The sequence below is a fragment of the Streptomyces sp. NPDC001492 genome (assembly GCF_053597275.1).
Map to the genome: position 1 here is coordinate 243,073 of NZ_JBSFHW010000010.1, position 14,157 is coordinate 257,229.

Here is a 14,157-nt window from a genome sequence, read left to right on the forward strand (position 1 = left end):
TCTCGCCGGTCCGCCATGAAATCCGACCGCGCCCGGATGGAGGTTCTCGGCCGCTGGGTCGCGACCAGTTCGGTCGGCGATTCGGTGCCCGTGGCCGGCCGGCGCCTTCCGTGGCGGCATGCGTGCGCGTCGGCCGGGATACTGCGGGCTCATGACCACGACCCTTCTGCTGGCCCGCCACGGTCAGACCGTCTGGCACGCCGAGAACCGTTACGCGGGCGTGAGCGACATCGCCCTCACCGACAGGGGCCGCGCCCAGGCCGAGGCACTCGGCCGCTGGGCCGCCGCCCACCCCGTCGACGCGATCTGGACGTCCCCGGTGTCCCGAGCCGTCATCACCGCCGACCCCGCCTGCCGCGTCCTCGGCCTCACCCCGCACCGCGAACCCGACCTGCGGGAATGCGACTTCGGGGTGGTGGAGGGCCGCACACTCGCCGAGTTCGCGGCCGAGCACCCGAAGGCGGCGGAGGCCTTCCGCGCCGACCCGGTGGCCCACCCGTTCCCCGGTGCGGAGGACCCGAGGGCCGCGGCGGAAAGGGGCGCCGCGGCCCTCCACCGCATCGCCGCCGCACATGACGGCGAACGCGTTCTGGTGGTCGCCCACAACACGCTGCTGCGGCTGGTGCTGTGCCGCCTGCTGTCCCTTCCGCTGAGCGAGTACCGCCGGGTCTTCCCGGGGCTGCGGAACGCTGCGGTGTCCGAAATTCGTCTGGCTGAGAGGTCGGCCGCACTGCTCTCGTTGAACGTGCCGTGCACTTAGACGGCACGAGCCTGGTCGCTTCTGTGGGATTCGCCCCCGCAACGGGCCGGACCCGAGGACCTGCCGAACATGGCGCGAGTGCAACTGAGGGACAGTGGGCGGGAGTTCCCGGTCGTACACGTGATCTAGAGTGATACGTGTACGCCCACGTCTCGGGGAGACTCATGAAGCGCAGATGGTCGCTCATCGCCGCGATCGCCGTGCTGGCCGTCGCGCAGTCCTTTGTCGTCGCGCATCTGGTGCGCGGCAAGGGATCAGGACAGCAGCAGGCCGGGGCGAAGCCGGCCGCTTCCGGTCCGGGCGTCGGCACCGCGGCGTTGCGCGGCGCCGGGTGGTGGCCCCTGCACGGGTCCGGCACCGCGAAGGCGGGGCGGCACGACGCCGTGATGCACGGCGGCACGCAGTGGACCGACGGTCCCACGGGGGGAGCCCTGCGGCTGGACGGCACCAGTGGATACGCCGAGACCGGCTCCCGGCTCGACACCCGGGGCAAGGACTACTCGGTCGCCGCACGGGTGCGGCTCACCCCTGACGACCTGGACGGCTTCCACACCGCCGTGTCCCAGGACGGCGACGGGGCCAGCGCGTTCTTCCTCCAGTACTCCGGGTCGGACCACAGCTTCGCGTTCAGCTTCGCCGGCGCCCGCGCCCTCGCGGAGGCGGCCGGGAAGCCGGAGGCCGGCCGCTGGTACCACCTCACGGGCACCTACCGCCAGGCGGACCACCTGATGCGGCTCTACGTCGACGGTCGGCCGGCGGGGAGCAGGGTGGCCACCAACAGCGTGGAGCCCACCGGTGAGGTGGTGATCGGACGCGCCCGGTTCAACGGGAAGCCGGCCGACCACTGGAAGGGCGACATCGCCGACGTGCACATCTACCAGCGGGAACTGACATCCCGCCAGGTCCGGTCGCTGTCCTCTCGCGAGCCGGGCTGACGTCGGCACCGGGGCGGATCCACCGCCGGCCGGCCGACACGTCTTCCCCACAGACGACCGGAGAGGAACAGGCCTTTGCCGACCAGCACTTCGAGCGAAGACCGCAGACCCCGCCCCACCACGGCGGAATCCCGCCCCGACGACTTCCTCAGAGCCCTCTACCACTTCCACAGCACCGCGTTGCTGCAGTTCGCCGCGCGGCGGCTGGAGGGCGACTGGCACCGTGCCGAGGACTTCCTCCAGGAGGTGGCGATACGCGCCTGGCGGCACGCCGAGGAGATAGACCCGACCACGGACTCGGCACGACCGTGGCTGTTCACCGTCCTGCGCAATCTCGTCATCGACGGCCACCGGGCGCGCCAGGCCCGGCCGCCGGAGGTCGGTGAACCGGAACTCGTCCACCTGCCGGTCTCCGACCACGTGGACCACGTCCTCACCTCCCTGGTGCTCGCCGAGGCGTTGCGGGACCTGCGGCCGGCGCAGCGCGAAATCCTGCTGCACGTGCACTACCTGGGGCGCAGCGTCAACCAGACGGCCGAGATCCTCGGCGTTCCGCCGGGCACGGTCAAGTCGCGGACGCACTATGCGGCTCGCGCCCTGCGCGAGGCACTGCACCGCCGCGGGCTCAACATGGACGGCCCGGACAGGGACGGCCTGGACCGCGAGGCCTGCTGAGACTCATGCGAAACGCCCCACATGCCGGGTGATCCGCAGGCCGAGCGGTCCGGTGTCGAGCGAGCCGTCGGCACCGGCCCGCCAGCGCCATCCCGCGGGTGCCTCGCCGACCACCACCAGCGCGTCCCCGCGCCGCAGGGGGCTCAACGCCCCTTCCCGCTGCGGGAGCTGCGAGGCGTCCACGACGAACAGGCGCGGCGCCTCGTCCTCGACGGCGGTCCGGCTGCTGCCCTCGATCACCCAGGAGACCTGGGTGACCTCGGCCCCGTCGGACTCCTGCCAACCCGGGGCCCCCTTGGCGAACGCCTCCCCCAGGGTGGCCGCGGTGTGCAGACGCGAGCTGCGCCGCGCGTCGCCGGCCACGAGCCCGTCGTCGGCCAGGGACCCCACCAGGGTGACCTCGGCGAGGGCTCCCACCGGGCCGGAGAGCGTCTCGACGACGAGGGCCCGCACCAGGCTGCGCACCTCTTCGTCCGGGCCCGTCACGGAGATCGGCCCCGTCGCCCGGGAGAGGTCGACCAGCACCCGCTCGGGCCCGTCCAGTCCCACGGTCACGGTCAGCGCGTACGGCCGGACCGGCTCGCCCTCCGGACCGCGGCGGTGCAGGTCGTCGGGCGAGATCGTCCAGCGCTCGCCGTCCGCCTCGGCGGTCCAGGGCGCGGGGGCGGTCTCCTCCGCACCGGCCAGCAGCACTCCGAGCCGCTCCCCGGAGTAGACCACGGCATACAGGTCCGGCAGCGACCGGCCGGAGCGCAGGCACTCGCCCGTCAGCCGGCGCAGCCCGGCGTCGACCACGTCCAGCGCCTGCCGTCCCACGACGGCGGCCGAGGCGGCCACGGGCTTCGGCGTGCGAGCCCGCAACTCGGTGACGACCAGCGCGGTCACCGCCCCGATCAGCGCCAGCCCCAGCACCACGGCCAGGACGTACCAGATCATCTTCTGACTCCTTGTCGGGACGCCCCGGCGACGGAGCCGGGACGGTCACAGGCGGGGCGGCGACGCGGCCAAGTCGCGGCACCGTGCACCCAAAGGCCACTACGGCGCCGGCCCGCGGATGGTTCACCACGCGTTCGTGAACCATCCGCAGGCCGGCCCCGTAGGCCATATCAGTGGCCCGGGAGCCGACGAGCACCACTCCCGCGGCCCCCGTTCACGCAGGCTGGAGGACGTTCCGTGTCGTTGATGTTGACCGTGGTGGAGGGGGACGGTGACGCGTTCGACGTCCACCTCGACGCCGACCCCGACACGCCCCTGAGCGCCGTCGCGGCGGCGCTGGCCGAGGCGGGCGGCGTCCACCGGCCTCCGGAGGGCCTCGGCCTGTACGCCGGCGACCGGCTGCTGCCGGCGGAACTGACGCTGCGGGACGCGCCGCTGCACCATGCGGCCGTCGTCGGTCTGGGCCGCCCGGCGGGCACCTCGTCGGCCGAACCGGACGGGCTGGTGGAGGTCCGTGCGGTCGGCGGGACCGGGGCGGGCGCGGTGCGCAGGCTCGGCATCGGCGAGTACCGGATCGGGCTGGCGCACGACGGGACCGCCCAGGTGCTGGGCACCGTACCGGACCGTCCGTTCGCCGTCCTGACGGTGAGCCCCGGCGGGCGCTGCCGGGTGGCACCCGACGAGTCCGCGGACGGCGGCCCCCTGCAACTGGACCGCGAGGACCTCACCGAGCCCACCGCCTGGGCGGTCGGCGAACAGCTCCTCGTCGGCGGCAGCCTGCTCGAACTCGCCCTGCCCGGGCGGCCGGACGCGGCCCTGCAGCCGTCGGAGGACGGCACGGGCCAGGACTACAACAGACCGCCGCGGCTGCGGCCGCCGGCGACCGCCACCCGCTTCGCCCTGCCCTCCCCGCCCGCGACGCCCGCGGCCCGCCCGATGCCGTGGATCACCGCGGCCGCGCCGCTGGTGATGGCAGGGGCGGGCGCGCTGGTCTTCGGCCGTATGTCGATGCTGCTGTTCGGGTTGCTCTCCCCGGTCGCGATCCTCGGCAACTACCTGGTGAACCGGCGCAGCGGACGCCAGTCCCACGCGGATGCGGTCGCCGCCTACAAGGAGAAGAAGGCACGCATCGAGGACGACGCGAAGCAGGCCCTGGCGGCCGAACGCACCGCCCGGCGCCGCGGTTTCCCGGACCCGGCCGAGGTCGTCCTGACCGCCGTCGGCCCCCGGCGTCGCCTGTGGGAACGCCGCACCACGGACGCCGACTTCCTGGAACTGCGCATCGGGACCGCCGACCTGCCCTCCGACGTGGTGCTCCAGGATCCGACCAAGGACGAACACCGCCGCCAGGACCCGTGGACCGCGTACGACGTCCCGGTGACCGTTGCGCTGCGCGAGCACGACGTGCTGGGAATCGCCGGCGAGGGCCCGGCCGCACGGGCCGTGGCACGGTGGGCGGTCGCCCAGGCCGCCGTCCTGCACAGCCCCCGCGACCTCCAGATCCACCTGCTGACGACCGGCGGCCCGGGCCGGGACGCCTGGTCCTGGCTGCGCTGGCTGCCGCACGTGCGCAAGAAGTCCGGCGACATCCCGGCGAGCATCGGCTACGGCACGGAGAGCTGCGCCCGGCGGGTCGCCGAACTGGCCGCGCTGATCGCCGAGCGCGCCGGAGGGGAGGACCGCCGCGGCCGGCCCGTCGGACCCGATGTGCTCGTCGTCCTCGACGGGGCCCGCAGGCTGCGTTCGCTGCCGGGCGTGGCGCAGATCCTGCGCGACGGACCGTCCGTCGGCGTTCGCGCGATCTGCCTGGACGCCGAGGAGCGGCTGCTGCCCGAGGAGTGCCACGCCGTCGTCGTCGAGGAACCCGGCGGCACCGTGCGGCTCGGACGCTCGGGGAAGGGCACCGTCGGCGGGATCCGGCCCGACGGGGTGTCCCTGGACTGGTGCCGTTCGCTGGCCCGGGCGATGGGCCCGCTGCGGGACCCGGGCGGGGACGACGAGGAGGCCGCGGTGCTCCCCGGTGCCGCGCGGCTGCTCGACGTGCTCGCCCTCGACCCGCCGCAGGCCGCCGGTGTCAAGGCGCGCTGGGCGGCGGGGGGCCGCTCGACCCGGGCGGCCGTCGGCGTCTCCCTGGACGGCCCGTTCTTCCTGGACCTGCGGCGCGACGGCCCGCACGCGCTGGTCGCCGGTACCACCGGTTCCGGCAAGTCCGAACTCCTCCAGACGCTGGTCGCCTCGCTCGCGGTGGCGAACCGTCCGGACGCGATGACGTTCGTCCTCGTCGACTACAAGGGCGGCTCCGCGTTCAAGGACTGCGTGGACCTGCCGCACACCGTCGGCATGGTCACCGACCTCGACGCCCACCTGGTCGAGCGGGCCCTGGTGTCGCTCACGGCGGAACTCACCCGGCGCGAGCACGTCCTCGCCGAGGCCGGCGCCAAGGACATCGAGGACTACGTCGAGCTGCTGGAGCGCAACCCGGCCGGCCGCACACCGATGCCCCGGCTGCTCATCGTCATCGACGAGTTCGCCTCGATGGTGCGCGACCTGCCGGACTTCGTGAAGGGCCTGGTCAACATCGCGCAGCGGGGCCGCAGCCTCGGCATCCATCTGATCCTGGCCACGCAGCGCCCCAGCGGCGTCGTCTCCTCGGAGATCCGCGCCAACACCAACCTGCGCATCGCGCTGCGGGTGACGGACGCCGGCGAGAGCCAGGACGTCCTCAACTCGCCCGAGGCCGCGTCGATCTCGCAGAGCACACCCGGCCGCGCCTATGTGCGCCTGGGCCAGAACTCCCTCGTGCCCTTCCAGTCCGGACGGGTCGGCGGCCGTCGGCCCGGCGGCACGGCGAGCTCGCTGCCCGCCCCCTGGGCGGTGGTGGTCGGCTGGGAGCGGCTCGGCGAACCGCTCCCGCCGCGGCCCCGCGCCGCGGCCGCCCCCGCCGAAGTGGAGACCGACCTCGCGGCACTCGTCACGGCGATCCGCGAGGCGGACCGGGAGCTGGGCATCCCCGAGCAGCACAGCCCCTGGCTGCCGCCCCTGCCCGAGCAGCTGGTCACCGGCGACCTGCCCCCGGCCCCGCCCTCGGACTACGACCTCGCGCCCGTCGCGTACGGCGTGGTGGACCTGCCCGCCCAACAGGCCCGGCTCCCCCTGGTGATCGACCCCGCGACGCTCGGCCACCTGCACATCATCGGCTCACCCCGGCAGGGCAGGTCGCAGACGCTGCGCACGATCGCCGGCACCCTGGCCCACGCCCACGCCCCGGACCGGCTGCACATGTACGGCATCGACTGCGGCAACGGCGCGCTGCTGGCGATGGAGGGGCTGCCGCACTGCGGCGCCGTCACCCAGCGCACCCAGCCCGACCGGGTGGCCCGGCTGCTCGCCCGGCTGACGGCGGAGCTCGCCCGGCGCCAGGAGCTGCTCGCCGCCCACGGCAGCGCCGACCTGCCAGAGCTGCGCCGCAGCCTGCCGCAGGACGAACGGCCGCCGCACATCGTGCTCTTCATCGACCGCTGGGAGGTCTTCGACAAGCAGCTCGGCGAGTACGACGCCGGGAACCTGCTGAGCGCCGTGCTGACCCTGCTCCGGGACGGCGGGAGCGTCGGCATCCACCTGGTCGTGACCGGCGACCGGGCGCTGTTCTCCAGCCGGGTCAACGGCACCACCGAGGACAAGCTCGTACTGAAGCTGAACGAGAAGTCCGAGTACGGCATGATCGGGATCACCCAGCGGAACGTGCCCGACGAGATCCCGCCGGGCCGCGCCTTCCGCGCCGCCGACAAGGCCGAGGTGCAGATCGCACTCCTCACGGACGACCCGGGGGGCCAGGCGCAGGCCGTGGCGCTCCAGAAGATCGCCGAGCAGTGCCGCCGGCATGCGTCCCACCTGCCGGCCGCCACCCGGCCGTTCCGCGTCGACACCCTGCCGGACCGGCTCACCTGGGAGGAGGCCGTCCGGTACGTGCCGCAGCCGCTGACGTCCGCGCGCTGGGCCCTGGCCGGGGTCGGCGGCGACGAACTCACCGCGTACGGACCGGACTTCGGCCTCACGCCGACCTTCCTCGTCGCCGGCCCCGCCCGCTCGGGCCGCAGCACCGTCCTGGCGACGCTGGCACTCTCGCTGCTGTCGGTCGGGACGCCCGTCGTCGTCGGCGCGCCCGCCAGGTCGCCGCTGCGCCGCCTCGCCGGACGGCCCGGGGTCCTCGCGGTGTTCGACGAGTCCGACATCGACCCCATCGCGCTGGAGGAGGCGCTGGAGTCCTCGCGCCGGGGGGCCGTGGTGCTCCTGGACGACGGCGACCTGCTGCTGAAGACGAAGGCCGAGGCCGTCCTCACCCGGATCGCCAAGTCCGGTACCGAGATGCGCCGGGGCCTGGTGATCGCCGGGCAGACCGACCGGCTCTCCTCCGGGTTCTCCGGCTGGCACACCGAGGCCCGCCGCCACCGGTGCGGACTGCTGCTGAAGCCGCAGAACATGAGCGACGGCGAACTCATCGGCGTCAAGGTGCCCCGCAGCCGCCTGGGCGCGACCCGCCCGGGCCGGGCGATCCTGCACCTGGGCGACGGCGTGCTGCGCACCGTCCAGGTCCCGGAGACGGTGCTCCCGGCGGCCGGGGACTGACCGGCCGTCCACCCGACCGAGGGCTCCCGCCGTTGACGTCGGCGGGAGCCCTCAGAGCCTGGGGCATGTCCCGGGTCGGATCAGCGCCCGGCGAGCGGCCTCACGCGTCCACACCCCCGCCCGGCGCGTGCCCGGTGAACTCGAGGGGCCCGTAGATGAGGCCGGCGATGCCGGTGATGAGCCCCAGCCCGTTCAGGATGCCGTCCAGCGTCGACAGCGCCGGCCGGCCACCGACCACGACGGTCTCCGGGACGATGACACTGGCTCCCCCTCCGAGGAGGTCGAGCTCGAGCACCGGTGCCGTCGCGAAGATCTCCGTCGGATAGAACCTCTTGAAGAGGTTCTTGATCCAATCCCCCAGGCCGACCTTCCCCAGGGCACCGATGCCCTTGCCGGCGAAGACGGCGATCCCGCCCGCGGCGAGCCCCACCACTCCCAGGACGATCCCCACGATGTCCCAGTGCCCGGTATCGGCCCCCTTCGCGATCGTGAGGCCCAGCGAAGCGGCTCCGAAGATGACAGCGCCGATGGCGAGAGCGACGCCGATGGGGCCGGCGACGAACATGGCGATGACACCGAGAACGGTTCCGATGATGGAGAAGACCTGGTTCAGGATGTCCCCGATCTTGTCCCAGAAGCTCTTCCCCTTGACCGCCTCGCCCTCGGCCTCCTCCAGCTCGCGCTTTGCCACACCCGCGTCGGACGTGCGCAGTTCCTGCGCGTCGAGGGCCAGCAGTCGGGCGGCCTCCAGCTCCGCCTGAGCCGACTCGACGGACTGCGCGGCCGAGGATTCCGCCTCCTTCGCATCAGCCAGGGCACGCCGGGCGTTGCTCTTGGCCGCCTCGTCGTCGGGCGGCGGGGGCTCCGCGCTGTCGAGGCTCTTCACATGGGCGCTCGCCGCGGACGCCACCTCGATGGCCGAGTCCAGCCGTTGTTTCGCCTCGCGGCCCCTTTCCAGCGCCCGGTCCGCCTGGTCCTGGGTCTCCCGGAGGCCGATGGCGTACTTCGCGATCGCGTCGGCGGCCGCCTCGTAGGACGACTGGAGCTTGCCGACCTGGGTGGGCAGTTCCTTGAGTTGTGTCCGCAGCGCCTCCATGGACTTGCCCTCGCCCAGTTCGTCGGAGTCGAGCCGGGCGACGACGGAGTGGGCGGACAGGGCATCGTTGGAGATGGACCGGTACTCGGAGGCGAGGCGTTCGAGAACCTCGGGATCGCCGGGTGTCGGGTCCGACGAGAAGCCGAACACCGATTCCCAGTCGGCCAGCGGTGGCCGTGCCATGTCCCGCCCTCACTTCCCGTTCTCGGCGCCGACGACGGCGTCCTGCGGAGGGTCCTCGGAGTCGTGGAACCGGAAGGTCCCGGCGACGGCGTCGAACACCTCGAAGAACTTCTCCGCCAGGCTGATGTTGGGCGTCGTACTGGCGAGCACCATCAGGTCCCGGCTCGACGGCACGGGGATCACCACCTGGTGCACGGCAGTGCGGATCGTGGCCTGCCCGAAGTAGTCGAAGTCCTCGAGCGAGGTCATCCGCCCCACGCTGCCCACCTCGGGCAGCTCCATGATCTCCACGCGGTTCAGGTCGGAACCCCGCCCGACCGAGGTCCGGCTGTTCTGCACGCCCGCGGCGAGCATCATCTGCGGCAGGTCGGTCGGCTCACCCTCGGGGATCCGGGTCCGCAGCACCATCGCCGTGGCGTTCAGCGTGCTGCCGTCCGGGAGGAACCCGAGCAGGTAGCCGACCTGCAGGGCGCCCTGGGCATAGGCTTCGCGCGCGCTCTTGCGGATCTCCCGGATCAGGGCGTCCACCCGCTCGCGCTCGACCTCCACACCCTTCGCCTGCTCCTCGATCCGGCGCCGGATCGCCACATCCCGGGTGTTCGGGTCGAGGTCGAGGTGCGACCAACTGGACGGGTATTTCAGCGTGTAGCGCGCCGGAGCGCCCGACGGCCGCTCATCAGAGGGCAGCAGCCGCGGCCGCCCGTTCCCGTCCTGTGCCTCAAGCGGGTTCATCCAACGCCTTTGCAGCTTCGTTGTCCGTGTCGGTGAAGTTGTCGACGATGCCCTGCGCGGCCTGCTTGAACGTGTCCACGTTCTCCTGGACCCGTTCGTGGCCGGCCGACCATGCGTGGTCGAAGCCGTTGACGGCCGAGATCAGACCGTGGTCGCCCACATCGTCGTCCGAACCGACATTGCTCAACTTCGCTGTCCTGTCGATCCGTTCGCGGATGTCCTGCAACGCGGCCATGGTGTCGGCGAGTTCGTCCACCGGTATCTGAATGCGCGACATGACGCCCCTTTCTCTCCCCGCACCGGCCGGGTTCCGTGGCACCGCGGCGCCACGGAACCCGGCCGTGGCCGAGAAGTCAGCCGATGGCGCCGGACGTCTGGTCGTCGGTGTCGACGAACGCGTCAGCGACCTGCTTGATGAACTCGCTGACGCCCTGAAGGCCCTCGATCGCCTTCTCGGTGCCGTTCTTGTACTCCTCCCAGAACGGACGGAACTTGCTCTCGGAGCCCGGCGTCGCGTAAGCCGCCTCGACCATCTCGTCCATCTTGGTGTTGGCCTCGTGCAGGCTCTGCTGCATCAGTTCCTTCTGGTGCTGCAGCCACGTCGACGCCTCCCGCATCTCGTCCGGGCTGATCTGGATGTTGCCGCCGGCCATGTGGGTTCCTTCTCTCGTTCCGGATCGCCGCGGCCGCTCGGCCGCTCACACCCGGCTCTACGGGGCGCCCGCCGGGGCGGTTCACGCCTGTTGCGGAACGGTGACGAAAAGGAAGGCCCTCGCGAGTCACGTCCTCGCAAGGGCCTTCCTCTTCCTCCGCCCGCTGCGTGAAAGGTGAGAAGACGATCACGAGGCGGGACGATCGAGTGGGGTCAGGGCGCCGGCAGCAGTACATCCCCACGGGACTTCGCGGCCTGGTAACGGCGCGCCACATCCTGCCAGTTGACGACCCGCCACATCGCCTCGACGAAGTCCACCTTCTGGTTCCGGTACTGGAGGTAGAAGGCGTGCTCCCAGGCGTCGAAGACGAGGATCGGCACCGAGCCCTGCCCGACATTGCCCTGGTGGTCGTAGACCTGCTCGACGATCAGCCGGCCGCTCAGCGGCTCGTACGCGAGGACGCCCCAGCCCGAGCCCTGGGTGGTGGCGGCGGCCTTCGACAGCTGCGCCCGGAAACCGGCGAACGACCCGAAGGACTCGGCGATCGCCTCCGCGAGCTCGCCCACGCCGTCCGCAGCCAGCGGCTCACCGCCGCCGTCGCCCGTCATGTTGTTCCAATAGATCGAGTGCAGGATGTGCCCGGACAGATGGAAGGCCAGGTTCTTCTCCAGACCGTTGACCGCCGCCCACGACTCCTTGTCCCGCGCCTCCGCCAGCTGCTCCAGCGTGTCGTTGGCGCCCTTCACATACGCGGCGTGGTGCTTGTCGTGGTGCAGCTCGATGATCTCGGGGCTGATCACGGGCGCGAGCGCGGAGTAGTCGTACGGCAGGTCGGGAAGCGTGTAGACGGGCATGGGGGTCCCCTCCAGAACTCTTATTGCAACTAACTTGCAACTACACGCTAGCAACAAAAAGCCCCCGTGCGGACACGGGGGCTTGTCTGCGATGCGGCGGTGTCAGCGCCTGGTCCTCAGCCGGGCGTACCCCATCGCCACCTGGGCGGGCTGGCCCGCTATGGCCGACAACCCGGCCAACAGTTGCCCACCGGCCCCGGAGCCGACGAACAGACGGGCGCCGATGACCCCTCCGGGGGCGATTGGGCGGCCTCTCCGCTGAGCAGGAGAGACCGCCCGTGATCCGGACAGGCCCGGTGCGTACTGTGACTATGCGGCTACGGAGGTGTAGTGCGAGGCGTCGCCCTCGATCGAGTAGCTCTCCTTGCCCTCGATGCCGACCGGGATGTCACCGGCGACGGTCACCCGGTGCAGACGGCGCGGCAGACCGTCGTAGTTGTCGATGGCGTAGTGCTGGGTGATGCGGTTGTCGAAGAGGACCAGCTGGTTCTGCGACCAGCGGTGGCGCAGGATGTTCTCCGGCCGGGTGACATACGCCTGGAGCAGGTCGAGGATCTTGCGTGACTCGCCCGGCGACAGGCCCACGATGCGCTGCGCGAACCCGCCGATGAAGAGCCCGCGCTCACCGGTCAGCGGGTGCACGCGGACCACCGGGTGGACCGTGCGGTACTTGATCGAGGTGAACTGGGCGCGCTGGGCGGCCTGCTGCTCGTCGAGCTCCTCCTCCGGCACGGCGTAGTCGTAGTCGTTGGTGTGCTCCGCCCACAGCGTGTCCGCCAGCTGACGCAGCGATTCGGGGAGCTGACGGTAGGCGGCCGCCGAGCTGGCGATCAGGGTCTCGCCGCCGTACGGCGGGATCGTGATCGAGCGCAGGGTGCTGGCCTGCGGCGGGTTCAGGACGAAGGTGACGTCCGTGTGCCAGTGGTTGGCGGCGCGGCCGCGCTCGCTGTCGACGGGCAGGACGTTCGGGACACCGTCCACGGAGGAGACCGTCGGGTGGGCGGTGGTGATGTCGCCGAGGTGGCGCACGAAGGCCTGCTGGCCTGCGTCGTCGAGGTGCACGTCGTCGAAGACGAGCGCCTTGTGGACGTTGAGGGCCTCGCGGACGGCGGCGGTCGTCTCCTCGTCGAGTGGCTTGGAGATGTCGACGCCGGAGATCCGGGCGCCGATGTGGGCGGTGACCTTCTGGATTTCGATGGACATGGGGGGCCGGTCCTTTCAGACGAGGGCGGGTTCCTGGGTGGAGTACTGGTTGGCGGGGCGGGGGAGGCCGTAGCGCTCCCGGAGGGTCTGGCGGGGGCCGTACTCGGTGCGGAGCAGACCTCGGGCTCGCAGGATCGGGACGACCTGCTCGACGAAGGTCTCGAGCCCGGAGGGCAGCACGGCGGGCATGATGTTGAAGCCGTCGGCGGCGCCCTGGGTGAACCACGTCTCGATCGCGTCGGCGACCTGCTCGGGCGTGCCCGCGAAGGTGAGGTGGCCGCGTCCGCCGCCGAGCCGGCCGACCAGCTGCCGGACGGTGAGGCGCTCGCGCCGGGCGAGTTCGACGATGAGGGTGTAGCGGCTCTTGGCGCCCTCGATGGCGTCCTCGGGCGGCAGGTCGGACGGCAGCTGGGCGTCCAACTCCAGGGACCCTTCGGGGAGCTGGAGAAGACGTTCCAGGCGGTCCACGCCGTGCGTGTACACGATGTGGTCCTCCAGGACCTGCTCGTTCGCCCGCGCCTCGGCCTCCGTGGACCCGATGACTGGCACGATGCCGGGCAGCACCTTGATGTGCCCGGGATCCCGGCCGGCGGCCGCCGTACGGGACTTGAGGTCGGCGTAGAAGGCCTGGGCGTCGGCCAGGGTCTGCTGCGCGGTGAACACGGCCTCCGCGTAGCGCGCCGCGAACGCCTTGCCGTCCTCGCTCGACCCCGCCTGCACGAGCAGCGGGTAACCCTGCGGCGAGCGGGGCACGTTGAGGGCGCCCTCGACGCTGAAGTACCTCCCCTTGTGCCGGGGCGGGTGGATCTTCGCGTCGTCGCCCCAGACGCCGGCCGCCTTGTCGCCGACGATGGCGTCGTCCTCCCAGCTGTCCCAGAGCTTCAGCGCCACGTCGAGGAACTCGGCGGCGCGGGCGTACCGGTCGGCGTGGGCGGGCTCGTGCTCCAGACCGAAGTTGCGCGCGGCCTCGGCACCCGCCGTGGTGACGATGTTCCAGCCGGCCCGCCCGCGGCTGATGATGTCCAGGGAGGCGAACTTGCGGGCCAGGTTGTAGGGGGAGTTGTACGAGGTGGAGGCCGTGGCGATCAGCCCGATGTGCTCGGTGGCCGTCGCCAGCGCGGTCAGCAGGGTGAGCGGCTCCAGGGCTCCCGCGGGACGCTGGGCGAGATTCCCCCACAGCTGCGGCCCGTCGGCGAGGAAGAGGGAGTCGAAGGTGCCGCGCTCGGCGATCCGGGCGAGCCGCACATAGTGGTCCAGCTCGACATGCGCGTACGGATCGCTTTCGGGGAGCCGCCACGAGGCTTCGTGGTGGCCGGTGCTCATGAGGAAGGCGTTGAGGTGGAGCTGGCGGGTCATGGGGGTCCTTTGCTACGGACAGAAGGGAGAGGCGCAGCAGGGGGCTTTGAAGCGCCGGGCGGGGCTTGATCTTTGAGCCCGTCCGGCGTTTGAGGACGAGGCCGTTCAGGCCGAAAGCGGGGGCCTGGGGGCGGCAGCCCCCAGACGG

12 protein-coding genes are annotated in these 14,157 nt (G+C 72.0%); 4 read left to right on the forward strand and 8 right to left on the reverse strand.

All coding sequences use genetic code 11. The annotated features are described in order from the left end of the window. Nucleotides 1–151 precede the first annotated feature (151 nt). The 3 genes from ACWC1K_RS16070 to ACWC1K_RS16080 all read left to right on the forward strand — a co-directional run bounded on the left by ACWC1K_RS16070 (nt 152) and on the right by ACWC1K_RS16080 (nt 2,370). Complete coding sequence (locus tag ACWC1K_RS16070) at nt 152–760, forward strand: histidine phosphatase family protein (protein ID WP_450831803.1); 609 nt, start codon at nt 152–154, stop codon at nt 758–760. A gap of 164 nt (nt 761–924) precedes the next feature. After that, a complete protein-coding gene (locus ACWC1K_RS16075) occupies nt 925–1,695 on the forward strand; it encodes a LamG domain-containing protein (RefSeq protein WP_450831805.1) in 771 nt (256 codons plus the stop codon). 75 nt (nt 1,696–1,770) lie between these two features. After that, on the forward strand, nt 1,771–2,370 hold the full coding sequence (locus tag ACWC1K_RS16080) for a sigma-70 family RNA polymerase sigma factor (protein WP_450831807.1): 600 nt from the start codon (nt 1,771–1,773) through the stop codon (nt 2,368–2,370). A 3-nt stretch (nt 2,371–2,373) separates the two neighbouring features. Here the strand turns inward: ACWC1K_RS16080 and ACWC1K_RS16085 are convergent, their stop codons facing one another. Beyond that, nucleotides 2,374–3,306, reverse strand: coding sequence for a hypothetical protein (locus ACWC1K_RS16085; RefSeq protein ID WP_450831808.1), 933 nt, complete (start codon nt 3,304–3,306; stop codon nt 2,374–2,376). 246 nt (nt 3,307–3,552) lie between these two features. Here ACWC1K_RS16085 and ACWC1K_RS16090 point away from each other — a divergent pair, with 246 nt between their 5' ends. Then, the gene (locus ACWC1K_RS16090) at nt 3,553–7,932 is read left to right on the forward strand and encodes an FtsK/SpoIIIE domain-containing protein (protein WP_450831829.1); all 4,380 of its coding nucleotides are present in this window, start codon (nt 3,553–3,555) and stop codon (nt 7,930–7,932) included. A 100-nt stretch (nt 7,933–8,032) separates the two neighbouring features. On the opposite strand, the gene ACWC1K_RS16095 is transcribed toward ACWC1K_RS16090, so the two are convergent. From ACWC1K_RS16095 to ACWC1K_RS16125, 7 genes are all read right to left on the reverse strand, one after another. Continuing rightward, on the reverse strand, nt 8,033–9,211 hold the full coding sequence (locus ACWC1K_RS16095; RefSeq protein WP_450831809.1) for a putative T7SS-secreted protein: 1,179 nt from the start codon (nt 9,209–9,211) through the stop codon (nt 8,033–8,035). Between the two features lie 9 nt (nt 9,212–9,220). Next, nucleotides 9,221–9,943: a hypothetical protein gene (locus tag ACWC1K_RS16100; RefSeq protein ID WP_450831810.1), complete on the reverse strand. Its 723-nt coding sequence runs from the start codon at nt 9,941–9,943 to the stop codon at nt 9,221–9,223. Beyond that, nucleotides 9,930–10,220, reverse strand: coding sequence for a hypothetical protein (locus ACWC1K_RS16105; RefSeq protein WP_450831811.1), 291 nt, complete (start codon nt 10,218–10,220; stop codon nt 9,930–9,932). The genes ACWC1K_RS16100 and ACWC1K_RS16105 overlap by 14 nt, the downstream gene beginning before the upstream one ends. Nucleotides 10,221–10,296: 76 nt before the next feature. Then, nucleotides 10,297–10,596 (reverse strand): WXG100 family type VII secretion target, encoded by a 300-nt coding sequence (locus ACWC1K_RS16110; protein ID WP_450698035.1) that lies wholly within the window; start codon nt 10,594–10,596, stop codon nt 10,297–10,299. 212 nt (nt 10,597–10,808) lie between these two features. After that, complete coding sequence (locus ACWC1K_RS16115) at nt 10,809–11,450, reverse strand: superoxide dismutase (protein ID WP_450831812.1); 642 nt, start codon at nt 11,448–11,450, stop codon at nt 10,809–10,811. A gap of 309 nt (nt 11,451–11,759) precedes the next feature. Continuing rightward, nucleotides 11,760–12,653 (reverse strand): TauD/TfdA dioxygenase family protein, encoded by an 894-nt coding sequence (locus ACWC1K_RS16120; protein ID WP_450831813.1) that lies wholly within the window; start codon nt 12,651–12,653, stop codon nt 11,760–11,762. A 15-nt stretch (nt 12,654–12,668) separates the two neighbouring features. Beyond that, nucleotides 12,669–14,009 (reverse strand): LLM class flavin-dependent oxidoreductase, encoded by a 1,341-nt coding sequence (locus tag ACWC1K_RS16125; protein WP_450831815.1) that lies wholly within the window; start codon nt 14,007–14,009, stop codon nt 12,669–12,671. Nucleotides 14,010–14,157 lie beyond the last annotated feature (148 nt).